Origin of the sequence: Streptomyces sp. NPDC002566, assembly GCF_042889585.1 — a bacterium.
GTDB lineage: Bacteria > Actinomycetota > Actinomycetes > Streptomycetales > Streptomycetaceae > Streptomyces.
This window is the reverse complement of record NZ_JBIARD010000001.1, coordinates 1,017,259-1,041,718: the sequence shown is the minus strand read 5'-3', so window position 1 is coordinate 1,041,718 and position 24,460 is coordinate 1,017,259. Positions and strand designations below refer to the sequence as shown.

Genomic DNA, 24,460 nt, shown 5'->3' with positions numbered 1-24,460 from the left:
ACCCCGGCGCCCACGAGAACGCGCCGTCCGCCGCCGCGCCCTCAGCCGCGGCGGCGGTACACACCTCGGGGACCCGTCGCGCGAGCCATGTGGCCGGCGCTCGTCGGTGAAGCAGCCAGGCCGGAGCTCAGCCGTTGCGGCGTGCCAGCGCGGCCTTGCGGGCCTCGGCCAGTTTGCGGGCCTCGCCGGCCTTGCGGGACTTGCCGCCGGCGCCGCGGGGGGTGCCGAGCCCTCGGAAGGGGGCGTTGGTGTTCTTGGGGCGGGGCGCCGCGGGGCCGCCGTCGAGCGGGGTTCCCGAGGGGCGCCTGGCGCCGGTGATCCGGGTCAGCTCCGCCTCGCCCGAGCGCACCTTGGTGACCGTCGCCTCGACGCCGGCCTCGGCCGTCATACGGCTCACCTCGCGGCGTCCGCCCGCCGTGACGAGCGTGACCACCGCGCCCGACTCACCGGCGCGGGCGGTGCGGCCCGCCCGGTGGACGTAGTCCTTGGGGTCGGTGGGCGGGTCGACGTTGACCACGAGGTCCAGGTCGTCGACGTGCAGGCCGCGGGCCGCGACGTCGGTCGCCACCAGTACGGTGATCTGGCCGTCCTTGAACTGCGCCAGGGTGCGGGTGCGCTGCGGCTGTGACTTGCCGCTGTGCAGGGCACCCGCGTGCACCCCGCTCGCCCGCAGATGCCGGGTGAGCTGGTCGACGGCGTGCTTGGTGTCGAGGAACAGCAGGACACGGCCGTCGCGGGCGGCGATCTCCGTGACGACGGCGTAGCGGTCGGGGCCGTGCACGACCAGGACGTGGTGCTCCATCGTCGTGACCGTGCTCGCGGACGGGTCGACCGAGTGGACGACGGGGTCGTGCAGGAAGCGCTGGACCAGCTGATCGACGTCGCGGTCCAGCGTGGCCGAGAACAGCATCCGCTGACCGTCGGGGCGCACCTGGCCGAGGAGGTCGACGACCTGCGGCAGGAAGCCCAGGTCGCACATCTGGTCCGCCTCGTCCAGGACGGTGATCCGCACCCGGCCCAGGCGGCAGGCGTTGCGCTCGATCAGGTCGTGCAGGCGTCCGGGGGTGGCGACGACGACCTCGGCTCCCTGGCGCAGCGCGGCGATCTGCCGGCTGATCGACAGGCCGCCGACGACCGTGGCCATCCGCAGCCGCAGCGCCTCGGCGTACGGCGTGAGCGCCTCGGTGACCTGCTGGGCCAGCTCCCGGGTGGGCACGAGGATCAGGGCGAGGGGCTGCTTCGGTTCGGCGCGCCGCCCGGCCGTACGCGTCAGCAGGGGCAGGCCGAAGGCGAGCGTCTTGCCCGATCCGGTGCGCCCGCGTCCGAGGACGTCGCGGCCTCGCAGGGCGTCGGGCAGGGTGGCGGCCTGGATCGGGAAGGGGTCGCGCACTCCTTGTCCGTTCAGTGTCCGCAGCACCTCGGCGGGCAGGTCCAGGTCGGCGAAGGAGACGGCCGTCGGGGCGGTGGCGGCGTCGGCCGTGCCGTCGGGGTGCTTCATGTACTGCCTTCCGCAGGGGAACGTGTCGAGGAAGGCCCGGCGGGACGGAACGCTCGGCGGCGCCCACCGCGACGACCACGCGAACGCGTGACCCTAACACGGGGAGCGCACGGCATCGCTCCGTGCCGGAACCCCGGCCGCGGAACACGGCCGGGGTTCTCGCGGTGGCACGGCGAGTACGCGCCGACGGTCCCGTCGCTGGGCGGCAGCCCCGGCTTCAGGAGTCTGCGTGGAGCGGCCCTGTCAGCGTTGCAGGGTGAGGACGCCCGGCCGCCAGGGCAGCAGGTTGTAGGGGCCGCCCGCGGAGGGGTTCTTGCCCTGGTAGAGCAACTGCAGGTTGCAGGGGTCGATGGTCATGGTCTGGTCGGGGTTGTTGCGGACCAGGTCGCCGTGGCTGATGTCGTTGGTCCAGCCGGCGCCGCTGTTGGCCTTGCCCGCGAAGGGGTTGTTCTCACTGGCGGCCTGCGGGGTCCACGAACCGTTCAGGCTGGAGGCCGTGAACGAGCGGAAGTAGCGCTGCTCGTTCGCACCCCGGGCCTCGACGATCATGAGGTACTGGTTCTGGCCCTGGACCTTGTAGACCTGCGGCGCCTCGAAGAGGTTCTTCGTCGTGTCGCTCATGATCGTCGTGTAGGACGAGCCGAAGTTGCCGGGGAAGTTCCCGATCGGCATGCTCGCCCGGTAGATCTTGCCGTTGTCGCCGGCGAAGAACAGGTACATGTTCTGGCCGTCGGCGATCAGGGTCTGGTCGATCGGGCCGGTGCCGGAGCCGGAGATGCTGCCGGTGAACAGCGGCTGCGGGGCCGACCAGCCGTTGGGGTTGGTGGGGTCGCTGGAGGTGCGGTAGATGAAGGGCCACGCGCCCCACTGGTACGCCAGCACCCAGATGTTCTTGGGCGCGAAGTAGAACAGCGTGGGCGCCACCGCGGACTGGTTCATCGCCGTCTGGCCGGTCGACGCCATGTTCGACCAGTTGGTGAAGGGGGCGAACCTCATCGAGCCGTAGGACGCACCGCCGGTCACGTGCGACCCGTAGACGAGGTGCTTGCCCTGGTAGAGGACGTGGGTGAAGTCCTTCAACGCCACCCAGCCGTTCGCCGGCTGAGCCAGCGCGCCCGTCGACGTCCACCGGTAGGTCGACGGAAGGGAACACGCTTGAGCGGCCGCCTGGGCCGGGCCCGCGACGAGCGTCGCCGCGACCGAGACCATGGCCGCGGTCGCGGCGGAGAGCGCCAGGGACAGACGCTTGCGGCTGAAGCTTCCTCTGCGCATGAGGACCTCTGATTCTTGAGTGAGCGGTCCCGGCCTGCCCGGTCACGGGCACGACCGGGCTGACCGGACTGTCGAGGTGGGGCTCTGGATGCGGCAGGTGGCGGCCGCCGGTGTGCGCGACGCGAGCATTGATGACATGGCCATGACATATGCGTGCGGCCATGACGTACACGTACACCTGGGCATGGGCGGCCTGCTCCTTGCGACTCGGCCGTGTCGGCGGGCAGGCCCCGGACCGACGGGGGCGTGTGCGTGATATCGAACAAGGGGCGAAGTGTCGAGCAACTGGATGATGCGGGGGGCCGGTAACAGCGTCAATACCTCTCGCAAGATTCGATACAGACGCCGAAACATTTCGCGAAGCCGGGGATCCGCCCGGAACGGGCGCGTTCGGTGCGGTCCTCACTCCCGACGCGTGCGCCGGCACCGACCTGCCCGAGACGGGCGCCTGGCTCGCCAAGTCCGAGGCGACGGCCGCGCCCTGACCGTCCGCCACACGGACCCGAGGAGCCGCCCGCCACACGAACCCGAGGACCGCACCCGTGAGGCCGCCCGCCACTCCCCCGCTCATCGCGGGATCCTGACCCTTGCCCGGTCTGCCCGGCGGTATGACGGTAAGCGTGGTCACATTCAGGGAGAGGGCAAGGTCACAGCCGCGCCCTCTCCTGCTCCTTTGCGCCTCTGGCCTAGCATCCGAGCATGACGGTCCTGCCTGACGACGGGCTTGAGCTGGCCGGCGAGTTCCCTGACGTGACGCACGAGCAGTGGCAGCACCTGGTGGCGGGTGTGCTGCGCAAGGCGGGCAAGGACGTCGAGGGGGACGCGGCCGAGGAAGCCCTGTCCACCGCACTCGAGGACGGGTTGCGCACCCGCCCCCTGTACACCGCGCGCGACAGCGCGCCGGAACCCGGTCTCCCCGGATTCGCGCCCTTCGTGCGCGGCGGCCGGCCCGAGGGGAACACCGTGGGCGGATGGGACGTACGGCAACGGCACTCCGCGGCCGACGGCGGCGCGGTCCTCGCCGACCTGGAGAACGGCGTCACCTCGCTGTGGCTGACGGTCGGTGAGGACGGCATCCCGGTGTCGTCCCTCGGCCGGGCCCTCGACGGCGTCTTCCTCGATCTGGCTCCGGTCGTCCTCGACGCGGGCGCCGACGTCGAGGCCGCCGCCGCGGAGTTGCTGCGGCTGTACGCGGAGCGGGGCGTTGCCCCCGAGGCGGCGCGCGGCAACCTGGGCGCGGACCCGCTCGGCCACGAGGCGCGCACCGGGCAGGCGTTCGACGTCGCGCCGGCGGCGGGCCTCGCCCTCCGCTGCGCCGGGAAGTACCCGGGCCTGCGGGCGTTCACCGTGGACGCGCTGCCGTACCACGAGGCCGGCGGGTCGGCCGCGCAGGAGCTGGGCTGTTCCCTGGCCACGGGCGTGGCCTACCTGCGGGCGCTGACCGAGGCCGGGATGAGCGTCGAGCAGGCCTGTGCGCAGCTGGAGTTCCGGTACGCGGCGACCGCCGACCAGTTCCTGACGATCGCCAAGCTGAGGGCGGCGCGCCGGCTGTGGGCGCGGGTGGCCGAGGTGTGCGGGGCGCCCGCCGCCGGGGGGCAGACGCAGCACGCGGTGACCTCGCCGGTCATGATGACGCGCCGCGACCCGTGGGTGAACATGCTGCGCACGACGGTGGCCACGCTGGCCGCCGGGGCCGGCGGGGCCGACTCCGTCACCGTGCTGCCCTTCGACGAAGCGCTCGGCCTGCCGGACGCGTTCGCGCGGCGCATCGCCCGCAACACCTCCACGATCCTGATCGAGGAGTCGCATCTGTCCCGGGTGATCGACCCGGCGGGCGGCTCCTGGTACGTGGAGCGGCTCACCGACGAACTCGCCCACGCGGGCTGGGAGTTCTTCCAGGAGATCGAGCAACGGGGCGGTCAGGCAGCCGCCCTGCGGTCCGGGTGGCTGGGGCAGGAGCTGGCCGACACCTGGCGGGCGCGTACCGCCCGGCTCGCCAAGCGGCGTGAACCGGTCACCGGGGTCAGCGAGTTCCCGTTCCTGGCGGAGAAGCCCGTCGTGCGCGAGGCGGCTCCCGAGCCGCGGTCCGGCGGCCTGCCCCGGGTCCGCCGCGACGAGGCGTACGAGGCGCTGCGCGCGCGGTCCGACGCCCATCTCGCGGCGACCGGCTCCCGGCCGCGGATCTTCCTGGCCGCGATCGGCCCGGCCGCCGCGCACACCGCACGGCTCACCTTCGCCTCGAACCTGTTCCAGGCGGGCGGTGTCGAGCCGGTCACCGAGGGCACGTTCGCCGAGAGCGGCGCCACCGAGGTCTGCCTGTGCTCCAGCGACGCCCTCTACGAGGAGCGGGCGGAGGACGTCGCCGCCGAGCTGCGCGCGGCCGGCGCCGCGCACGTGTTCCTCGCGGGCCGCCCAGGCCAGCACGCCGGGGTCGACGGATACGTCTTCGCGGGCTGCGACGCCGTCTCCGTGCTCTCCTCCACCCTCGACCGCATGGGAGTGTCCTGATGGGAATCCCCGACTTCTCCGGGATCGAGCTGGGGAGTCCCGCCGCCGAGGGCGGCGCCGACGAGTGGCGTACGGCCGTGAAGAAGGCGGCCGGCGGGGACGACCTGCTGTGGGAGACGCCCGAGGGCATCCCGGTCAAGCCGCTGTACACCGGGCAGGACCTGGAGGGCCTGGACTTCCTGGGCACCTACCCGGGCGCCGCCCCGTACCTGCGCGGGCCGTACCCGACGATGTACGTCAACCAGCCCTGGACGATCCGGCAGTACGCGGGCTTCTCCACGGCCGAAGAGTCCAACGCGTTCTACCGGCGCAACCTGGCGGCCGGCCAGAAGGGCCTGTCGGTCGCCTTCGACCTGCCCACGCACCGGGGTTACGACAGCGACCACCCCCGGGTGACCGGCGACGTCGGCATGGCGGGCGTGGCGATCGACTCGATCTACGACATGCGGCAGCTGTTCGACGGGATCCCGCTGGACCGCATGAGCGTGTCGATGACGATGAACGGCGCCGTGCTGCCGGTGCTCGCGCTGTACATCGTGGCCGCCGAGGAACAGGGCGTGCCGCCCGAGAAGCTGGCCGGGACCATCCAGAACGACATCCTCAAGGAGTTCATGGTCCGCAACACCTACATCTATCCGCCGAAGCCGTCGATGCGGATCATCTCCGACATCTTCGCGTACACCTCGCAGCGGATGCCCCGCTACAACTCCATCTCGATCTCCGGCTACCACATCCAGGAGGCGGGTGCGACGGCCGACCTGGAGCTGGCGTACACCCTCGCGGACGGCGTGGAGTACATCCGCGCCGGGCGTGAAGCCGGCCTGGACGTGGACGCGTTCGCGCCCCGGCTGTCGTTCTTCTGGGCGATCGGCATGAACTTCTTCATGGAGATCGCCAAGTTGCGGGCGGCGCGCCTGCTGTGGGCCAAGCTGGTCAGGCAGTTCGACCCGAAGAACGCCAAGTCGCTGTCGCTGCGCACCCATTCGCAGACGTCGGGCTGGTCGCTGACCGCGCAGGACGTGTTCAACAACGTGACGCGCACGTGCGTGGAGGCCATGGCGGCGACGCAGGGGCACACGCAGTCGCTGCACACCAACGCCCTGGACGAGGCGCTGGCGCTGCCCACCGACTTCTCGGCGCGCATCGCCCGCAACACTCAGCTGCTGATCCAGCAGGAGTCGGGCACCACCCGGGTCATCGACCCGTGGGGCGGCAGCGCCTATGTGGAGAAGCTGACGTACGACCTGGCCCGCCGGGCGTGGCAGCACATCCGGGAGGTGGAGCAGGCGGGCGGCATGGCGCAGGCCATCGACGCCGGCATCCCCAAGCTGCGCGTGGAGGAGGCGGCGGCCCGCACACAGGCCCGGATCGACTCGGGGCGGCAGCCGGTGATCGGCGTCAACAAGTACCGGGTGGACAGCGACGAGGCGATCGAGGTCCTCAAGGTCGACAACTCCTCGGTGCGCGCCCAGCAGATCGACAAGCTGCGACGGCTGCGCGAGGAGCGGGACGAGAGGGCCTGCCGGGACGCGCTGGACGCGCTGACCCGGGCCGCCGGGGGCGACGGCAACCTGCTGGAGCTGGCGGTGGAGGCGGCCCGCGCCAAGGCGACCGTCGGGGAGATCTCCGACGCCCTGGAGAAGGTGTACGGGCGGCACGCGAGCCAGATCCGTACGATCTCCGGGGTGTACCGCACCGAAGCAGGCGAGTCCCCGTCCGTGGAGCGCACCCGGACCCTGGTCGACGCCTTCCAGGAGGCCGAGGGGCGCCGGCCGCGCATCCTGGTCGCCAAGATGGGCCAGGACGGCCACGACCGCGGCCAGAAGGTGATCGCGACCGCGTTCGCCGACCTCGGCTTCGACGTCGACGTCGGCCCGCTGTTCCAGACGCCGGCCGAGGTGGCCCGTCAGGCCGTGGAGGCGGACGTGCACATCGTGGGCGTGTCGTCGCTGGCGGCCGGACACCTCACCCTCGTGCCGGCGCTGAAGGAGGCGCTGGCCGAGGAGGGGCGCGAGGACATCGTCATCGTGGTCGGCGGGGTCATCCCGCCGCAGGACGTGCCCACACTCCTGGAGATGGGCGCGGCGGCCGTCTTCCCGCCGGGGACGGTGATCCCGGACGCGGCGTACGACCTGGTGGCACGACTCGCGGGCGACCTGGGGCACGCCCTGTGATCGACGTCGACGCCTATGTGAAGGGCGTCCTCGACGGCAAGCGTGCCGTCGTCGCCCGCGCCATCACGCTCGTCGAGTCCACCCGCCCCCAACACCGGGCGCTGGCGCAGCGGTTGCTGACCGAGCTGCTCCCGCACAGCGGGCGGGCCCGGCGGATCGGCGTCAGCGGGGTGCCGGGCGTGGGCAAGTCGACGTTCATCGACGCGTTCGGCACGCTGCTGACGGGGCGGGGGCACCGGGTCGCGGTGCTCGCCGTCGATCCGTCCTCCAGCCGCACCGGCGGGTCGATCCTCGGCGACAAGACGCGCATGGAGCGTCTCGCGGTCGACCCGGCGGCCTTCGTGCGGCCCTCCCCCACCGCGGGGACGCTCGGCGGGGTCGCCAAGGCCACCCGCGAGTCGATCGTGGTGATGGAGGCGGCGGGCTACGACGTGGTGCTGGTGGAGACGGTCGGCGTGGGCCAGTCGGAGACGGCGGTGGCGAACATGGTCGACTCCTTCCTGCTGCTCACGCTCGCCCGGACCGGGGACCAACTCCAGGGCATCAAGAAGGGCGTTCTGGAACTGGCCGACGTGATCGCGGTCAACAAGGCGGACGGTCCGCACGAGCGGGACGCGCGCGCCGCGGCCCGTGAACTGTCGGGCGCGCTGCGGCTGATGCACGGCAGGGACGCGGCCTGGACGCCGCCCGTGCTGAGTTGCAGCGCCAGGGAGTCAAGCGGCCTTGACACGGTGTGGGAGCGGCTGGAACAGCACCGCACCCTGCTGGACTCGACGGGGCGGCTCGCCGGCAAGCGGCGTGAGCAGCAGGTGGACTGGACGTGGTCGATGGTCCGCGACGAGCTGCTCGGCCGGCTGCGCACGCATCCCGGCGTACGGGCCCTCACTCCGGACCTCGAACAACGGGTCAAAGACGGGGAGTTGACGGCCACGCTGGCCGCGGAGCGCATCCTCGAGGCGTTCGGGACCGACGGTCAGGGGTGAGGCCGGCGGGACGAAGGCCCCCCTGACTCCCGACCTCACGAAACGGTTGCGGCGACAGGACGTGACATCCGTCACGTGTGTTTTCTCCGTCAACGCCGTGCGGTAGTACTCGGCCGGTGGGCGACATAAGGTGATCTGCCCTTACGGATACGGACATACGTCGCGTGTCCGGCCGCTCGCGAGACGCGCGTCGCGCCCTTCGCCCTCCCCCCGGGCTGCGGCGACACCCTGTCGGAATGTCAGGTTCCGAGCATGCCGCGCGGCGCGGGGACAGCACACCGCCGCACCGGTTTCAAGGGGCGCACGCGCCTACGATGCCGGGTAGTAGAAGGGCTCTTGGCCGGTCGCTCACCTGGGCTTAACAATGACGGCCCGAAAGGCGTCGCCGCAGGTCAGGGCCAGCACGCATGATGTGCCCTGCAGGTCGGCGGCGCGCAGTGGAGTCGACCGAGCGAGGCCCGCACATGAGGAAGCACCGCAGGCAGAGGCAGCACCGGTACGCAGTCATCGGCGCTGTCACCGTCGGGGCGCTGGCGATACCGTCCGCCGCCATGGCCTGTCCGAACGACCCGACCGCCGTGCCGCAGGTGCCGTGGAGGCAGTGGACGATCGGCGGAACGGGAGCACAGCCCCCCGCACCGGCCGCGCCGCCGGCTGCCGCTCCGGCCGCGGCCCCCAGCGCCGCCGCGCCGAGCGCTTCCCCGGCCGCCCCGGCGTCCGGCGCCGTGGCCAAGGTCGTGTCCCTGGTCAACAGCGAGCGCGGCAAGGCGGGTTGCTCCCCGCTGACCGTGAACGCGAAGCTCGCCAAGGCCGCCCAGGACCACAGCGCGGACATGGCGAGCCACCGGAACATGTCGCACACCGGATCCGACGGCTCGGACCCGGGCACGCGCATCACCCGCGCCGGCTACGCCTGGAGCACCTACGGCGAGAACGTCGCCTACGGGTACTCCACCCCCGAGCAGGTCATGGCGGGCTGGATGGCCAGCCCCGGCCACAAGCGCAACATCCTGAACTGCGCGTTCAAGGAGATAGGCGTCGGCCTCGCACAGCCCGGCTCCTACTGGACCCAGGACTTCGGCACGGCCCGCTGAGGACGGCCGGCCGCGCGCGAGGGCGCGGAGAGCATGGGCATGCTCTCCGCGCCCTCGCGCGTCTGTCCGCGTCGCCTTCCGCTCAGTCGGCGGGGTCGAGCACGACCGGCAGTTCCGCGAGACCGCGGAAGGCCGGGAACGGGACCTGCATCCAGCGCGGTCCGTCCTCGGGGCGGGCCAGGGCGGCCCTGGGGAACCGGTCGAACAGCGCCGTCAGGGCGAGTTCCATCTCCAGCCGGGCCAGCGGGGCACCCAGGCAGTAGTGGCCGCCGTGCCCGAACCCGAGGTGGGCGTTGGCGCCCTCGCGGGTCACGTCGAACTCGTCCGGCCGGTCGAACTTGCGCGGATCACGGTTGGCCGAGTTGAGCGCGATCTGCACCAGCGCGCCCTTGGGGATCCGGGTCCCCGAGTACTCGACGTCCTCGGTGGCGTAGCGGAACGTCCCGCTCTCCACGGAGCCGTCGTAGCGCATCAGTTCGTCGATCGCCGGGCCGAGCAGCTCCGGGTCGTCGCGGACGAGGCGCAGTTGCGCGGGCTGCGACAGCAGGTGGTGCACGGCGTTGCCGATGAGGTAGGCGGTCGTCTTGTGACCGGCGAACATCAGCAGGAACGCCGTGGAGACCAGCTCGGTCTCGGTGAGCCGGCCGTCGCCGTCGGTGTCCCGTACGGCGATCAGGGCGCTCAGCAGGTCGTCGCCCGGGCGGGCCCGCTTCGCCGTGATCAGCTCGGTGAAGAAGGCGTGCAGGTCCTTCTCCGCCTGCTGCTGGGCCCGCTTGGACGCCGGGTCGAAGCCGGTCTGCGCCACCGTGGTGGACAGGTGCTGCATCCGCGACCGGTCCTTCGGCGGCACGCCGAGGAGTTCGCAGATCACGACGATCGGCAGCGGGAACGCGAACGCGGGCAGCAGGTCGAAGGGTTCGCGGGTCGGGCACGCGTCGAGCAGCTCCGCGACGACGGTCTCGATCCGCGGCCGCAGGGACTGCACCCGCCGCGGGGTGAACGCGGAGTTGACCATCCGGCGCAGCCGGGTGTGCTTCGGCGGGTCGGCGTTGAGCATGTTGTCGTCCAGCGCCATGGACGAGTCGCCGAAGATGCTCCGGTAGGCGCCCATGGCGCCGTACATGTCCTTGCTCAGCCTCGGGTCCGCCAGGGCGGCCTTCGCGTCCTCGTACCGGGTGATCAGGTACGTCTCGTTGCCGTGCGGCGGTCTCATGGGGCAGACCGGCGCCGCCTCGCGGAGGTGCGCGTAGACCGGGTACGGGTCGCTCCGGTACTCCGGGGTGCAGCGTTCGGCGGCGGCGACGGCTTCCTCGGTGGTGGTCACGGACGGCTCCTCAGGTCGAAGAGGGCCTCCGCGTTGCCGCCGAGGATCAGCTGCTGGGACGCCTTGTCGACGGGCAGCTTCTCGATCATGCGGACGAAGTCCTCCAGTGGCGCCGCCATCGGCGGCGAGTCGGTGCCGAACAGCATCCGCTCCGGGCCCAGCACCTCGGCGTTGAGGGCCAGGTGGGCTGCGCTGAAGGGACTGGTGTCGACGTACATGCGGCGCAGGGCCGCGACGGGGTCGGCCGACGGCGCGGGCGCCCCGGCGGGTGCGCCCGCGGGCGGCCGGCCTCCGCCCGGGGCTCCCGGGCCGCCGGCTCCCGCGGCGCCCCGGCCCGCCGAGGAGGCGCGGGCCCCCTCCGGGCCGGGGGCGCCGGAACCGGGGGCGCGGCCCGCCGTCGCGCCCGGGGGCGGGCCGCCCCCGGGCCAGTGCCGGGGGCGGGCCGCCGTCTGGAGGCGTTCCGGCAGCAGCGCCATCGCGCCGCCGCCCGTCGCGCCGATCAGCCGCAGACCGGGGTACTTGTCCAGCCACCCCGCGAACGCGATCATCGCCATGCCGACCGTCAGGTCGCCGAACCTGCCGATCTGCTCGACGAAGCGGACGTCGTCGACCTGTTCCGTGCCGACCGGTTCGGCCGGCGCGTGCACCAGGACCGGCACGCCCGCCTCCGCCGCCAGCGCGAAGAACGAGTCGGCGCGCGGGGAGCCGAGCAGCTCCCCGTGCACGCTGGAGGTGGTGATCAGGCCGACGAAGGCGGGGTCCGCCAGCGTCTGCCGCACCCCCTCCAGGTGGTCGTCGTCCCCGAACGGGTTGGCGTACACGTAGCCGCGCAACTGGTCCGGGAAGGTGGCGATCAGGCCGGACATCCAGGCGTGGAAGGCGTGGAGCCGGTCGCGGGGTTGCGCGTAGTTGTCCACGCCCGGGACCCGGGCCATCGCGCCGGCCCCGACGGGGCTGCCGATGATCGTGAGGTCGATGCCGGCCTCGGCGCGGGCGGCGAGCATGCCGTCCACGTCGGTCAGGCTGGGGGGCATGGGGAAGCGTTCGGCCGCCTCCGGTGGGGACAGGTGCCCGTGGATGTCGATGATCATGTGTCGCTTCCCGGGTTCGGTGTGAGCGCGCGGGCGACCGCGGCGCAGTCCTCGTCGCCGAGTCCCTGCTCGGTGGCGCGGACGTGGGTCTCGGCCGCGGCGGCGGCCAGCGGGAGGCTCAGGCCGGCCGCCGCCGCCTGCTTGGAAGCGAGCATGAGGTCCTTGGCCATCAGCCGCAGCCGGAAGTCCGGCTCGTCGAAGGTGCCGGTGGCCAGCCGCCGCGACTTGAACGCCATGACCGGGGAGGCGAAGCCGCTGCCCGCGATGGTCTTGAGGACCTGGTGCCGGTCCAGTCCGCAGGCGGTGGCCAGGGCGGTCGCCTCGGCCATGGCCTGCACCTCCACCCCCATCAGGAGGTTGAGGAGCAGTTTCATCCGCATGCCGGACCCGAGTGCGCCCAGATGGACGACCTCCTTGCCCAGCGTCTCCAGCAGCGGCCGGCCGGCTTCGAACACCTGCTTGTCGCCACCGACGAACAGCCGCAGCTCCCCGTCGCGGGCGTGGTCGCGGTTGCCGAGCATGCCGACGTCCAGGACGGAGGGGATGTCCCCGGCGATCTGCTCGACCTCCTCGGGCGCGACGGTGCTGGCGCAGAGCAGGGTGCCCGCGTAGGGGCCCCTGGCCAGCACGCCGTTCGGGCCGCGCAGCACGTCGGCGAGCGCTTCGCCGTCGGCGACGCTGCAGATGGCGGTGGCCGTCTTCTCGACGGCCTCGGCGGGGTGGGCGGCCACGAAGGCGCCCACCCGGGCGAGCGGCTCGGTCCGCTCCGCGGTACGGTTCCACACCCGGACCGGGATGCCCTGGTCGATGAGTCGGGCGGCCAGGCCGGCGCCCATGGTGCCGAGGCCGAGGACGGCGACGGGGCCGTTGCTCACGGGGGTCATGACGCCACCCCCGCGGTCTCCTTGACGACCCGGAACCGCAGCGACTGCGTCGAGTCGACCCACTGGCGCAGCGGGGCGACCAGCGCGCGGTGCTCCTCGCTCTGCTGCCAGGCGAAGAAGTGCTCGGGCGTCTCCCACTCGCTGGTGATGACCCACTGGCGGGAGTCGTCCACGGGTTCGCCGAGCTTCTCGACGATGTGGCCGGGGGTGCGGGCGACGGACTTCCGGATCTGTTCGTACAGCTCCAGGAACCCCTGCTCGCCGCCCTCGATCACGCGGACGGTGTACACGACGGACAGCTTCTCGGCCGGACGGCCGTTTCGCTCGGTGCCCATGTCTCCTCCTGAGGGTGAGATCCGGCAGGACACGAGTCCTACGCACTCATGGCCCCCGGGCGGACGCAACTCCGAATGGGGGACGCGCCAAGCCCCACAAGGGGTCTCACGCTGCGTTGTTGACCTGTTCGAGTGAGCGGCCCGGCGTTCCGTTTCCCGTCGCCGGCGGCACGGACGGAGGTACGGCCGCGAAATTTCTTCTGGAACTCGTCGATTTCGTGGGCGTACTCGGCGTGAGGCCGGGTAGGCGCGCTTTCGTCGCCCCACGGCGGCACGGCACGGCTGAACGGACGCAAGCGGGAGGGAACGGACATGACCATGGTCCAGGTGCAGGAGACGAGCGTCGTTCGGAGCGCGGATGCGCCGTCGCGGGAGGCTGCCCCGGTCGCGCCGCTGCCGCAGGTCGCCGAGCCGGCCAAGGTCGCGCCGAAGGACGCGCGGGAGCTGACGAAGCTGTTCCTGCAGCGGCTGGCGGTGCTGGAGGAGGGCACGCGCGAGTACCAGGACGCGCGCAACACCCTGATCGAGATGAACATGTCCCTGGTGCGCTACGCGGCGGGCCGCTTCCGCGGCCGGGGCGCGGACACCATGGAGGACATCGTCCAGGTCGGCATGATCGGCCTGATCAAGGCGATCGACCGGTTCGAGCTCACCCGTGAGGTGGAGTTCACCTCCTTCGCCATCCCCTACATCGTGGGCGAGATCAAGCGGTTCTTCCGTGACACCTCCTGGGCCGTGCACGTGCCCCGCCGGCTTCAGGAGGCCCGGGTCGAACTGGCCCGCGCCACCGAGGAGCTGAGCTCGCGCCTGGGCCGTACGCCGACCGTCGCCGAGCTGTCGCAGCTGATGAACCTCTCCGAGGAGGAGGTCGTCGAGGCGCGGCTGGCCGCCAACGGCTACAACTCCTCCTCCCTGGACGCGGCCATCGGCGGCGACGCCGACGGCGAGACGGTCCTCGCCGACTTCATCGGCGCCGACGACGCGGCGATAGGGCTGGTGGAGGACTTCCACGCGCTGGCCCCGATGATCGCCGAGCTCGACGAGCGGGACCGGCTGATCATCCACATGCGGTTCGTGGAGGAGCGCACGCAGGCTCAGATCGGCGAGCACCTCGGCATCTCGCAGATGCACGTCTCGCGTCTGCTGTCGCGCACCCTGGCCCGGCTCCGCAAGGGCATGCTGACCACGGACTGACCGCGGTCCCCCGGTCGCGGGGAAGTGCCGTCGGACGGCCGGACGGGGCGAGGATCCCCTCCGGCCGTCCGCTCGTGGCATGCGCCGAAGCCCCGCCCCGTCAGGCGGGGTTTCGTCGCGTTTGCACCCGTTCGCCAGGCGGCGGTCTTTCAGACGGCCGCCGTGGCCTGCGGCTCGTCCTGGGCGAACTGGGTGCGGTACAGCTGCGCGTAGCGGCCGTCGGCGGTGAGGAGTTCGCTGTGGGTGCCCTGTTCCACCACGCGGCCCGCTTCCACGACCAGGATGAGGTCGGCGGAGCGCACGGTGGACAGGCGGTGGGCGATGACGATCGCGGTGCGGTCCTGCAGCGCTTCGGCGAGCGCCTCCTGGACCGCCGCCTCGGAGGTGTTGTCGAGGTGGGCGGTGGCCTCGTCGAGGATGACGACGCGCTGGCGGGCCAGCAGCAGCCGGGCGATCGTCATGCGCTGGCGCTCGCCGCCGGAGAGGCGGTAGCCGCGTTCGCCGACGACGGTGTCGAGGCCGTCGGGCAGGGAGCGCACGAGGTCCTCGAGGCGGGCCCGGCGCAGGGCGTCCCAGAGGTCCGCCTCGTCGGCCTCGGGGGCGGCGAGGAGCAGGTTGGCGCGGACGGTGTCGTGGAAGAGGTGTCCGTCCTGGGTGACCATGCCGAGGGTGGAGCGCAGGGACCGCGCGGTCAGCTCGCGGACGTCGACGCCGCCGATGCGGACGGCGCCGGAGTCGACGTCGTAGAGGCGGGGCAGGAGTTGTGCGATGGTCGACTTGCCGGCGCCGGAGGAGCCGACGAGGGCGACCGTCATGCCGGGCTCGGCGCGGAAGGAGACGCCGTGGAGGACCTCGGCGCCGCCGCGGGCGTCGAGGGCGGCGACCTCCTCGAGCGAGGCGAGGGAGACCTTGTCGGCGGCGGGGTAGCCGAAGCGGACGTCGTCGAACTCGACGGAGACCGGCCCCTCGGGGAGGTCGCGGGCGTCGGGCCGCTCCTCGATGAGCGGCTTCAGGTCGAGCACCTCGAAGACGCGCTCGAAGCTGACCAGGGCGCTCATCACCTCCACCCGGGCCCCGGCGAGGGCGGTGAGCGGGGCGTAGAGCCGGGTCAGCAGCAGCGCCAGGGCGACGACGGCGCCCGGGTCGAGGGAGCCGGCCAGGGCGAGCCGGCCGCCGAGGCCGTAGACGAGGGCGAGGGCCAGGGCGGAGACGAGGGTGAGGGCGGTGATGAACACCGACTGGGCGGTGGCGGTGCGCACCCCGATGTCGCGGACGCGGGCGGCGCGGGCGGCGAACTCCGCCGACTCCTGCTCGGGACGGCCGAACAGCTTCACGAGGGTGGCACCGGGTGCGGAGAACCGCTCGGTCATCCGGGTGCTCATCGCCGCGTTCAGTCCGGCCGCCTCCAGCTGCATGGCGGCCATGCGCCGGCCCATCCGCCGGGCGGGCAGCACGAACACCGGCAGCAGGGCGAGCGCGAGCAGGGTGATCTGCCAGGACAGCGTGAGCATGACGACGAGGGCGACGACCAGGGTGACCACGTTGCTGACCACTCCGGACAGGGTGTTGCTGAAGGCCCGCTGAGCGCCGATCACGTCGTTGTTGAGTCGGGAGACGAGCGCTCCCGTACGAGTACGTGTGAAGAACGCGACCGGCATCCGCTGCACGTGGTCGAACACGGCCGTGCGCAGGTCCAGGATGAGCCCCTCCCCCAGCGTCGCGGACAGCCGTCTGCCCAGGACGCCGAGCGCCGCCTCCAGCACCGCGATGAGCGCGATGAGCAGGGCCAGGCGGACGACGGCGCCGGAGTCGCCGTGCGACACGATCGTGTCGACGACCCGCCCGGCCAGTACGGGGGTGGCGACGGCGAGCAGCGCGGTCACCACCCCGAGCAGGACGAACAGGGCGATGCGGCGGCGGTGCGGACGGGCGAAGCCGTAGATGCGGCGCAAGGTCTCGCGGTCGAAGGGCCGGCGCTCGTGCCGGGCGTTCATGACGCTGTACAACTGCGTCCAGGCGGTGGTCTCCATGCTCATGCGAACGACGTTAGAACCTCGAGCATTGTTGAGGTCAAGATGACGATGTCTGCTCCACTGCCGCAGTCCACGCTGCGGCAACCCCTCGTCGAAGCGGCGGGGACAGTCTCTGCGGGTGTGAGCCCGGTCCTCGTGCCCGAAGCGCCCCCCGCCCGCCGCCGGCCGGCCGGGCGCGTTCCGGTGCGCAGGGCGCTGTGCCTGCTGCCCTTCGTCCTCGTCGGGGTCGTCGCGGTGCGGCACCGGTCGGTGCTCGCCGACGGGCTCGGCCAACTGACCTCCGCGGAGTGGCCGTGGCTGCTCGCGGCGGCCTGCTCGACATGTCTGACCTGGGTCGCGGCGGCCTTCACCCGGCAGGGCGCGGTGATGACCAGGCTGCCCCGACGGCGTCTGCTGGCCACGCAGTTCGCGGCGGGCGCCGCCAACCATCTGCTGCCGACCGGTCTCGGCGCGAGCGCCGTCAACCTGCGGTTCATGACGGTGTGCGGGGTGCCGCTGGCGCGTTCCTCGGCGGCGCTCGCGCTGTACGGGCTGGCGCAGACCGCGGCCCGTACGGCGCTCCTCGGCCTGCTGCTCCTCGCCTTCCCGGGCGCGCTGCGGATCGGCGCGCTCCTGCCGGACGGCGCGCTCGGCCCGCTGCTGGCCGCGCTGGCCGGCGCCGCGGTCCTGGCCGCGGGCGCGCTGCTGGGCGTACGGCGGCTGCGGTCGGCCGTGTGCGCGCTGCTGCGCACGGCGCTGACCGAGGCCCGGGCGGTGCACGCGCGTCCGGCGCGGGCGCTGGCCCTGTGGGGCGGCGCTCTGGCGTTCCCGCTGCTCCAGGGGGCCTCCCTGGCCGCGGTGGGGCGGTCGTTGGGCCTCGCGGTGCCGCCCGCGCATCTGCTGGTCGCGTATCTGGCGGCGTCGGCGGCGGTCGCGCTGGTGCCCACGCCGGGCGGGATCGGCTCCCTGGACGCGGCGCTGGTGGTGGCGCTGGTGGCGGCGGGCGCCCCGGCGGCGGCCGCCACGGCCGCGGTCCTGGCCTACCGCATCATCACCGTGTGGCTGCCGCTGGTGCCGGGGACGCTGACGCTGGGCGCGCTGGTGCGCCTGAAGGTGGTCTGACCCGGGCTTCGGCGGCTTCCGGGCCCCGGTCGCCCGGTGCGAACTACCCTGAGGGATACGGCAGGATGAGTCGTCGCGCCGGTCCGCTGGACGGGCGCCGACGCACTTCCCGGAAACTCGAACAGGTGATGACGTGACGAGACCTCACATCCGGTCGTGGACGGCCCCGTCGGCCGCGGAGCGTTGCCCCGGAGGCGCCCGGTGAACCGAGCGCTGACCGTGCACGACCTCGTGTTCTGCGGAATCGCCCTGGTCACCGGTCTGTTGGTGGCCTTCCTGTCGCGCACGCTGCTGCGCTGGCTTGCGGGGCACGCCAAACGCACCCGCTGGAGCGGCGACGACGTCATCGTGGACGCGCTGCGCACGGTGGTGCCGTGGGCGGCGATCGCGGGCGGCGCGGCGTCCGCCGCGGCGGTGCTGCCGCTGACGAGGACGATCCAGCACACCGTGAACCAGTGCCTGACGGTGCTGCTGATCTTCGTGGTGACGCTGTCGGCGGCGCGGGTGGTCGCCGGGCTGGTCCAGTCGGTGACCTCCGCGCGCTCCGGCGTCGCCGGTTCGGCCACGATCTTCGTCAACATCACCCGGGTGCTGGTCCTGGCGATCGGCTTCCTGGTGGCGCTGCAGAGCCTCGGCATCTCCATAGCGCCGATGCTCACCGCTCTCGGCGTCGGCGGTCTCGCCGTGGCGCTGGCCCTGCAGGACACCCTCGCCAACCTCTTCGCGGGCATCCACATCCTCGCCTCCAAGACCGTCCAGCGCGGCGACTACATCCGGCTGAGCAGCGGCGAGGAGGGGTACGTCGAGGACATCAACTGGCGTCAGACGACGATCCGCGCGCTCTCCAACAACCTGGTGGTCATCCCCAACGGGGAGCTCGCCAAGTCGAACATGACCAACTTCATGCGCCCCGAGCAGCAGTTGACGATCCTGGTGCAGGCGGGCGTCGCCTACGACAGCGACCTGGAGCACGTGGAGCGGGTGACCCTGGAGGTCGTCGCCGAGGTGATGACCGGGATCACCGGCGCGGTCCCGGACCACGAACCGGCCGTGCGCTTCCACACGTTCGGCGACTCGCGGATCGGGTTCACCGTGATCCTGGGGGTGGGCGAGTTCAGCGACCAGTACCGGATCAAGCACGAGTTCATCAAGCGTCTGCACCGCCGCTACCGCGAGGAGGGCATCCGCATCCCGGCCCCGACGCGGACGGTGGCGCTCCAGCAGGGCGCGGTGCTGATCCCGCAGCAGCGGGTGTCCGACGGCGCCGTGCAGGGCGGGGCGCCGGCCTTGCACGACTGAGCGCCTGAACGGCTGTTCGGGGAGGCGGATTCGAGCCCGTGCCGGAGCCTCGCTCCGGCACGGGCTCACCTGTCGCGTCCGGGACCCGATGTCCTGCGTCTCAGAGCGTGGCCGAGTTGTCGTGCCGGCCGGCGCCGGTGCGGGCGTCCGGGCGGACGAGCTGCTGCGCCACCGGCGTGACCGTCCAGTCGGGGTGGCCGGGCATCCGCGGGGTCGTCGTCCCGTAGAGCCATTCCCGCAGGAATCCGCTCACGTCCTGGCCGGAGACGTGCGAGGCGACGGCGATGTAGTCCTCGGTGGAGGCGTGGCCGTCGCGGTGGCGGGCCAGGAAGGCCCGCTCGACGGCGTGGAAGGCGTCCTCGCCGATGAGCTGGCGCAGCGCGTACAGGACGAGGACGCCGCCCAGGTAGCGCTGGCTGTCGAACAGGTTGGCCGCGTTCGGCGCGGCGACCGGTCCCGAGGTGCGGCGCCACTGGTCGCCGCGGGCGTAGGTGTCCTTCATCCGGGCCTCGAACGTGGTCAGGCCCAGGGAGTCCGCCCAGCCCCGCTCGTAGCGGTACAGCAGCCCGTAGAAGTCGGCGTGGCCCTCGTTGAGCCACAGGTCGGCCCAGGTGGCGGGGCTGACGCTGTTGCCGAAGTAGGAGTGGACCAGCTCGTGCATCATGTGCGAGCCGATCTTCTTCTCCTCCTGGAGGAGGTAGTTCGGCTTGTACAGGGTGAGGGTCTGGGTCTCCAGGCCCGTGAAGTCGAAGGCCTTCGGGTCGTCGGAGTTGCAGGGCAGCAGCCCGTACGTCTCGAAGGGGTAGGCGCCCAGCCGGGCCTCGATCCACTCGACGAGGTTCGGGGTGAGCGCGAGGGCCGGTTCGAGGGCCTCGGCGCGGGCGGCGGGGACGATGTCCCGCAGCGGCAGCCCGTGCGGGCCCTGCCGCTCCTTGACGACGTAGTCGCCGACCGTGATCTGCACCAGCTCGGTGGCGACCGGGGAGCCTGAGCGGTAGGTGTACGCGGTCCGGCCGCCGCTGAGGCGTTCGGTGCGGACGAGCCGGCCGGTGGCGACACCGCGCAGGTTCTCGGGGACGGTGAGCCGCACGGTGAGGCCGGCCTTGTCCGAGGGGTGGTCGTTGCACGGGAAGACGGTGTGCGCGGAGTTCGGCTGGGGGCACACCGCGAAGCCGTCCGGGGTGGGCACCCAGGCGGTGTGCGCCGGCGTGCGGCGCGGGTCGGCGGTGTAGGCGACGCGGACGGTGGTCCGGCAGCCCTCGGGCAGCGGCCGGGCGGGGGTGATCCGCAGCTTCTCGTCGGCCGTCTCGAACGCGGCGGGGCGGCCGCCGACGTGGACCGACCGTATGTCGAGGCCGAGGGCGTCGAGGGAGAGCCGGCTCAGGCACTGGGTGGTGGTGATCTCCACGGCGGCCGTGGCGTCGACCAGGGCGGTCGTGGCGTCGTAGGCCAGGTCGAGGCGGTAGGCACGGACGCGGTAGCCGTCGTTGCCGAGGTTCGGGTAGACGGGGTCGGAGAGGGTCTCGGGGCCGGGGGCGCTCTTCGCGGCGGGCGCGCGGCGCCGGCCGGGCGCCGCCGGCGCGGTGACGGCGGCGTGGGCTGCGGGGACCGTGGTCAGGGCCGCGGCGGTGCCGAGCAGGGCGATCGCGGGAGCGGTCACTCGGGTGCGATATCTCATGGTCTTCTCGGTCTGCTTTCGCTGGGCGGCCGGTCGGTCGCCTCCGGCCGTCGGGAGGGCGGATCGAAGATCTACCTGCTTGACGACATTTGCGAGCGATTCGGTTGCCCGGACGGACGCAGAGCTCCGCGAGCGGGGCGCTGGGGCGCGGCGAGGGGGTCACGCGGGCCGGTGTGCGGACCCCTGTCGAGCCGGAGACCGTCAGGAGATATCTTGATGTCGAGCAATGTTGCAGACGTGGAGCGGAGCACCCGGTGACTGACTCGACCATCATCTATACGCACACTGACGAGGCCCCGGCCCTGGCGACGTATTCCTTCCTGCCGGTGGTCCAGGCGTACGCCTCGCAGGCCGGTGTCGCCGTGGAGACGCGGGACATCTCGCTCGCCGGGCGCATCATCGCGGTGTTCCCGGAGTACCTCACCGAGGACCAGCGCATCCCGGACGCGCTGGCCGAGCTGGGCGAGCTGGCCAAGACGCCCGAGGCCAACATCATCAAGCTGCCGAACATCTCGGCCTCGATCCCGCAGCTCAAGGCGGCGATCGCCGAGCTCCAGGGCCAGGGCTACGCGCTGCCGGACTACCCGGACGAGCCGAAGACCGACGAGGAGCGCGAGATCCGCGCCCGCTACGACAAGATCAAGGGTTCCGCCGTGAACCCGGTCCTGCGTGAGGGCAACTCCGACCGCCGCGCCCCCGCGTCGGTCAAGTACTACGCCAAGTCCCACCCGCACCGCATGGGCGCCTGGACCTCCGAGTCCAAGACCAACGTCGCCACCATGGGCGTGGACGACTTCCGCTCCACCGAGAAGTCCGTGGTGATCGCCGAGGACGGCGCGCTGCGCATCGAGCTCAAGGGCGACGACGGCTCCACGACCGTCCTGCGCGAGTCCGTACCCGTGCTGGCCGGCGAGGTCGTCGACGCCTCGGTGATGCGCGTCGCCGCGCTGCGCGAGTTCCTGACCGAGCAGGTCGCCCGCGCCAAGGCCGAGGGCGTGCTGTTCTCCGTGCACCTGAAGGCCACGATGATGAAGGTCTCCGACCCGATCGTCTTCGGTCACGTGGTGCGCGCCTTCTTCCCGAAGACGTTCGCCCGGTACGGCGAGGCGCTCGCCAAGGCCGGTCTCACCCCGAACGACGGTCTCGGCGGCATCTACAAGGGCCTGGAGGGGCTGCCCGAGGGCGCCGAGATCAAGGCCTCCTTCGACGCCGAGCTCGCCGAGGGCCCGGAGCTCGCGATGGTCGACTCGGACAAGGGCATCACCAACCTGCACGTCCCCTCCGACGTCATCGTCGACGCGTCCATGCCGGCGATGATCCGCACCTCCGGTCACATGTGGGGCCCCGACGGCCAGGAGGCCGACACCCTCGCGGTCCTGCCGGACTCCTCCTACGCGGGCGTCTACCAGGCCGTCATCGACGACTGCCGCGCCAACGGCGCCTACGACCCGTCGACGATGGGCTCGGTCCCCAACGTGGGCCTGATGGCGCAGAAGGCCGAGGAGTACGGCAGCCACGACAAGACCTTCGAGATCCCGGTCACGGGCACGGTCCGCCTGGTCGACGCCTCCGGCGAGGCCCTGATCGAGCAGGCCGTCTCCGCGGGCGACATCTTCCGCGCCTGCCAGACCAAGGACGCCCCGATCAGGGACTGGGTGAAGCTGGCCGTCACCCGCGCCCGCGCCACCGGCGACCCGGCGGTGTTCTGGCTGGACGAGACCCGCGCCCACGACGCCAACCTGATCGCCAAGGTCAAGGCCTACCTGCCGGAGCACGACACCGAGGGCCTGGACATCCGGATCCTCGCCCCGGTCGAGGCGACCAAGCTGTCGGTGGAGCGCATCCGCCGCGGCGAGAACACCATCTCCGTCACCGGCAACGTGCTGCGCGACTACCTGACCGACCTGTTCCCCATCCTGGAACTGGGCACCAGCGCCAAGATGCTGTCGGTCGTCCCGCTGATGGCGGGCGGCGGCCTGTTCGAGACGGGCGCCGGCGGCTCCGCCCCGAAGCACGTGCAGCAGCTGGTCCGGGAGAACTACCTGCGCTGGGACTCGCTGGGCGAGTTCTTCGCGCTGGTGCCGTCCCTGGAGCAGTACGCCAAGCTCACCGGCAACGGCCGCGCCCAGGTCCTCGCCGACACCCTGGACCGCGCCACGGCGACCTTCCTCAACGAGGACAAGTCCCCGACCCGTCGCGTCGGCGGCATCGACAACCGCGGCAGCCACTTCTACCTGTCCCTGTACTGGGCGCAGGAGCTGGCGGCGCAGACCGACGACGCGGACCTGGCGAAGGCCTTCGCCCCGCTCGCCGAGACGCTCACCGCGAACGAACAGCGCATCGTCGACGAGCTGAACGCCGTCCAGGGCCAGCCGGCCGAGATCGGCGGCTACTACCAGCCCGACCCGGCCAAGGCCGCGAAGGTGATGCGCCCGTCCTCGACGTGGAACGAGGCGCTGGCCGCGTTCTGAGCCGGCGCCGGGCCAGGCCCCTCCAGCTGACGCCGTCCTGACGGTCGTGAGCCGGGGCCCGGCCCACCCCGCTGCCCCCGCTCCGCCCCGACCGGCACACCGCCGGCCGGGGCGGAGCGCTGTCGGGCCGGGGCCCGTACACACGCCACGCCTCACGCACAGGAGTCCTCACATGTCCGCCGACGCCGCCTCTTTCTCCCTCCTCCCGGGCGCCGAGGGCTCCCCGGTGATCCTCCATGTGCCGCACTCGGCGCGGGCGATACCGCCCGAGGTGCGCGCGGGCATCGTGCTCGACGACGGGGCGCTGGAGCGGGAGTTGGACCACATCACCGACGCGCACACCGCGGAGATCGCCGAGCTGGCGGCCCGGTCGGCGCGCCTCGCGCCCTGGCGGTTCGTCAACCGGCTGTCGCGGCTGGTGGTCGATCCGGAGCGGTTCCCGGACGAGCGGGAGGAGATGCTGTCGGTGGGGATGGGCGCGGTGTACACGCGGACCACGCACGGCCGGGCGCTGCGGCCCGCCGACGCCGATCCCGGGCCGCTGGTCGACCGGTACTTCCGGCCGTACGCGCGGGCGATGAGCGAGGCGGTGGCGGAGCGGCTGGCCGCCGTGGGGCGAGCGGTGATCATCGACGTGCACTCGTACCCGAGCGAGCGGCTGCCGTACGAACTCCATGGTGACGGGCCCCGGCCGCCGGTGTGCCTGGGCACCGACTCCTTCCACACCCCGCCCGCGCTGACGGCCGCCGCGCGCGAGGCGTTCGCGGCCGTCGGGGAGACCGGGCTGGACAGCCCGTTCGGCGGGACATACGTACCGCTGGGGTACTACGGGTCGGAGCCGAGGGTGTCCGCGCTGATGGTGGAGATCCGCCGCGACACGTACATGACCGAGCCGGGCGGCCCCGCCGGCCCCGGCCTGCCGCGGCTCGCCGCCGCGCTGGCCGGGCTGGTCGAGGCGGTCTCCGTCTGACACGGCCCCCCGGCGGCTCGCCTCAGCTCACTTGAGGCGACTCGCGTCAGACAGCTCACCTCAGGCGATTCGCGTCAGGCTGCTCGCCTCACGCGCGGAGCCACTCCGTGACGACGACCTCGCCGCCGGTGCGCAGGCGCAGGGCGAACGGGCCGGCGGGCGGGGCGTCGGCGGTGAAGCGGCCCATGGCGTCGGCGGTGAGCACCGCGCCGGTCCGGGGGCCGTCGAGAATCTCGATCGCGGCCGGCTGCGGCGGCAGCAACTGCCCCATCAGGCCGTGCGCGGTCACCTCGACGTCGACGGTGAGCCCGCCGGTGTCGAAGGTGAGCATCCGCGGCGCGTCCACGGCGCCCCGGACCGGCACGGCGTCCACCAGCGAGTCGAAGGTCAGCTCCGCGATGCGGGCGTCGAGGTCGCGCAGGGCGAAAGCCTCGACGGCGATCCGGCGCAGCTCGGCCGGGACCGGGTCGAGGACGGCGACCGCTTCGCGCAACTCCTCCTCCAGGCCGCTGTGGTCGTCGGCGCCGCTCGGGACGTGGTCGTCGTTCATG

Annotated in this window: 17 protein-coding genes and 1 pseudogene; 9 read left to right on the top strand and 9 right to left on the bottom strand. The window is 72.4% G+C overall.

The window, feature by feature from the left end; genetic code table 11:
* Nucleotides 1-127: 127 nt before the first annotated feature.
* Nucleotides 128-1,498 (bottom strand): DEAD/DEAH box helicase, encoded by a 1,371-nt coding sequence (locus tag ACFYXA_RS04465; RefSeq protein ID WP_389028079.1) that lies wholly within the window; start codon nucleotides 1,496-1,498, stop codon nucleotides 128-130.
* 243 nt (nucleotides 1,499-1,741) lie between these two features.
* A pseudogene (locus ACFYXA_RS04460) lies at nucleotides 1,742-2,650 on the bottom strand (non-reducing end alpha-L-arabinofuranosidase family hydrolase); the annotation flags it as partial.
* Between the two features lie 819 nt (nucleotides 2,651-3,469).
* On the opposite strand from ACFYXA_RS04460, the gene ACFYXA_RS04455 reads away from it, so the two are divergent.
* From ACFYXA_RS04455 to ACFYXA_RS04440, 4 genes are all read left to right on the top strand, one after another.
* Nucleotides 3,470-5,278, top strand: coding sequence for a methylmalonyl-CoA mutase family protein (locus ACFYXA_RS04455; RefSeq protein WP_389028077.1), 1,809 nt, complete (start codon nucleotides 3,470-3,472; stop codon nucleotides 5,276-5,278).
* A complete protein-coding gene (scpA, locus tag ACFYXA_RS04450; RefSeq protein WP_389028074.1) occupies nucleotides 5,278-7,452 on the top strand; it encodes a methylmalonyl-CoA mutase in 2,175 nt (724 codons plus the stop codon). Before ACFYXA_RS04455 ends, scpA begins: the two co-directional genes overlap by 1 nt.
* A complete protein-coding gene (gene meaB, locus ACFYXA_RS04445; protein WP_351096254.1) occupies nucleotides 7,449-8,435 on the top strand; it encodes a methylmalonyl Co-A mutase-associated GTPase MeaB in 987 nt (328 codons plus the stop codon). Before scpA ends, meaB begins: the two co-directional genes overlap by 4 nt.
* 551 nt (nucleotides 8,436-8,986) lie before the next feature.
* Nucleotides 8,987-9,529: a CAP domain-containing protein gene (locus ACFYXA_RS04440; RefSeq protein ID WP_389028071.1), complete on the top strand. Its 543-nt coding sequence runs from the start codon at nucleotides 8,987-8,989 to the stop codon at nucleotides 9,527-9,529.
* Between the two features lie 82 nt (nucleotides 9,530-9,611).
* Here the strand turns inward: ACFYXA_RS04440 and ACFYXA_RS04435 are convergent, their stop codons facing one another.
* The 4 genes from ACFYXA_RS04435 to ACFYXA_RS04420 are packed head-to-tail and all read right to left on the bottom strand — an operon-like array spanning nucleotide 9,612 to nucleotide 13,163.
* Nucleotides 9,612-10,853 carry a cytochrome P450 gene (locus ACFYXA_RS04435; RefSeq protein WP_389028069.1) on the bottom strand — a complete coding sequence of 414 codons (1,242 nt, stop codon included), beginning with the start codon at nucleotides 10,851-10,853 and terminating at the stop codon, nucleotides 9,612-9,614.
* Nucleotides 10,850-11,944 carry an amidohydrolase family protein gene (locus ACFYXA_RS04430; protein WP_389028067.1) on the bottom strand — a complete coding sequence of 365 codons (1,095 nt, stop codon included), beginning with the start codon at nucleotides 11,942-11,944 and terminating at the stop codon, nucleotides 10,850-10,852. The genes ACFYXA_RS04435 and ACFYXA_RS04430 overlap by 4 nt, the downstream gene beginning before the upstream one ends.
* Nucleotides 11,941-12,828 (bottom strand): NAD(P)-dependent oxidoreductase, encoded by an 888-nt coding sequence (locus ACFYXA_RS04425; protein ID WP_389028065.1) that lies wholly within the window; start codon nucleotides 12,826-12,828, stop codon nucleotides 11,941-11,943. The genes ACFYXA_RS04430 and ACFYXA_RS04425 overlap by 4 nt, the downstream gene beginning before the upstream one ends.
* Complete coding sequence (locus tag ACFYXA_RS04420; RefSeq protein WP_130442883.1) at nucleotides 12,825-13,163, bottom strand: antibiotic biosynthesis monooxygenase; 339 nt, start codon at nucleotides 13,161-13,163, stop codon at nucleotides 12,825-12,827. The genes ACFYXA_RS04425 and ACFYXA_RS04420 overlap by 4 nt, the downstream gene beginning before the upstream one ends.
* 312 nt (nucleotides 13,164-13,475) lie before the next feature.
* Here ACFYXA_RS04420 and ACFYXA_RS04415 point away from each other — a divergent pair, with 312 nt between their 5' ends.
* Nucleotides 13,476-14,357 (top strand): RNA polymerase sigma factor SigF, encoded by an 882-nt coding sequence (locus tag ACFYXA_RS04415; RefSeq protein ID WP_389028062.1) that lies wholly within the window; start codon nucleotides 13,476-13,478, stop codon nucleotides 14,355-14,357.
* 149 nt (nucleotides 14,358-14,506) lie between these two features.
* On the opposite strand, the gene ACFYXA_RS04410 is transcribed toward ACFYXA_RS04415, so the two are convergent.
* Nucleotides 14,507-16,393, bottom strand: coding sequence for an ABC transporter ATP-binding protein (locus ACFYXA_RS04410; protein ID WP_389028060.1), 1,887 nt, complete (start codon nucleotides 16,391-16,393; stop codon nucleotides 14,507-14,509).
* A gap of 198 nt (nucleotides 16,394-16,591) precedes the next feature.
* Here ACFYXA_RS04410 and ACFYXA_RS04405 point away from each other — a divergent pair, with 198 nt between their 5' ends.
* Nucleotides 16,592-17,491 (top strand): lysylphosphatidylglycerol synthase domain-containing protein, encoded by a 900-nt coding sequence (locus ACFYXA_RS04405; protein ID WP_389029059.1) that lies wholly within the window; start codon nucleotides 16,592-16,594, stop codon nucleotides 17,489-17,491.
* A 201-nt stretch (nucleotides 17,492-17,692) separates the two neighbouring features.
* The gene (locus ACFYXA_RS04400; protein WP_389028058.1) at nucleotides 17,693-18,790 is read left to right on the top strand and encodes a mechanosensitive ion channel family protein; all 1,098 of its coding nucleotides are present in this window, start codon (nucleotides 17,693-17,695) and stop codon (nucleotides 18,788-18,790) included.
* Nucleotides 18,791-18,890: 100 nt separating this feature from the next.
* On the opposite strand, the gene ACFYXA_RS04395 is transcribed toward ACFYXA_RS04400, so the two are convergent.
* Nucleotides 18,891-20,468 (bottom strand): M1 family metallopeptidase, encoded by a 1,578-nt coding sequence (locus ACFYXA_RS04395; RefSeq protein ID WP_389028056.1) that lies wholly within the window; start codon nucleotides 20,466-20,468, stop codon nucleotides 18,891-18,893.
* A gap of 254 nt (nucleotides 20,469-20,722) precedes the next feature.
* Between ACFYXA_RS04395 and ACFYXA_RS04390 the strand changes: the two genes are divergently transcribed.
* The gene (locus ACFYXA_RS04390; protein ID WP_389028054.1) at nucleotides 20,723-22,939 is read left to right on the top strand and encodes an NADP-dependent isocitrate dehydrogenase; all 2,217 of its coding nucleotides are present in this window, start codon (nucleotides 20,723-20,725) and stop codon (nucleotides 22,937-22,939) included.
* A gap of 172 nt (nucleotides 22,940-23,111) precedes the next feature.
* Entirely contained in the window at nucleotides 23,112-23,909 is a 798-nt protein-coding gene (locus tag ACFYXA_RS04385) for an N-formylglutamate amidohydrolase (protein ID WP_389028052.1), read from the top strand.
* An 88-nt stretch (nucleotides 23,910-23,997) separates the two neighbouring features.
* Here the strand turns inward: ACFYXA_RS04385 and ACFYXA_RS04380 are convergent, their stop codons facing one another.
* Nucleotides 23,998-24,459, bottom strand: coding sequence for a hypothetical protein (locus ACFYXA_RS04380; RefSeq protein WP_389028050.1), 462 nt, complete (start codon nucleotides 24,457-24,459; stop codon nucleotides 23,998-24,000).
* Nucleotide 24,460 lies beyond the last annotated feature (1 nt).

Bases quoted from the DNA above. Each gene is read 5' to 3' on its own strand.
- ACFYXA_RS04410 (WP_389028060.1), bottom strand. From the start codon at position 16,393: ATGAGCATGGAGACCACCGCCTGGACGCAGTTGTACAGCGTCATGAAC.
- ACFYXA_RS04465 (WP_389028079.1), bottom strand. From the start codon at position 1,498: ATGAAGCACCCCGACGGCACGGCCGACGCCGCCACCGCCCCGACGGCC.
- ACFYXA_RS04425 (WP_389028065.1), bottom strand. From the start codon at position 12,828: ATGACCCCCGTGAGCAACGGCCCCGTCGCCGTCCTCGGCCTCGGCACC.
- ACFYXA_RS04440 (WP_389028071.1), top strand. From the start codon at position 8,987: ATGGCCTGTCCGAACGACCCGACCGCCGTGCCGCAGGTGCCGTGGAGG.
- ACFYXA_RS04455 (WP_389028077.1), top strand. From the start codon at position 3,470: ATGACGGTCCTGCCTGACGACGGGCTTGAGCTGGCCGGCGAGTTCCCT.
- ACFYXA_RS04385 (WP_389028052.1), top strand. From the start codon at position 23,112: ATGTCCGCCGACGCCGCCTCTTTCTCCCTCCTCCCGGGCGCCGAGGGC.
- ACFYXA_RS04380 (WP_389028050.1), bottom strand. From the start codon at position 24,459: ATGAACGACGACCACGTCCCGAGCGGCGCCGACGACCACAGCGGCCTG.
- ACFYXA_RS04430 (WP_389028067.1), bottom strand. From the start codon at position 11,944: ATGATCATCGACATCCACGGGCACCTGTCCCCACCGGAGGCGGCCGAA.
- scpA (WP_389028074.1), top strand. From the start codon at position 5,278: ATGGGAATCCCCGACTTCTCCGGGATCGAGCTGGGGAGTCCCGCCGCC.
- ACFYXA_RS04420 (WP_130442883.1), bottom strand. From the start codon at position 13,163: ATGGGCACCGAGCGAAACGGCCGTCCGGCCGAGAAGCTGTCCGTCGTG.
- ACFYXA_RS04415 (WP_389028062.1), top strand. From the start codon at position 13,476: ATGACCATGGTCCAGGTGCAGGAGACGAGCGTCGTTCGGAGCGCGGAT.
- ACFYXA_RS04395 (WP_389028056.1), bottom strand. From the start codon at position 20,468: ATGAGATATCGCACCCGAGTGACCGCTCCCGCGATCGCCCTGCTCGGC.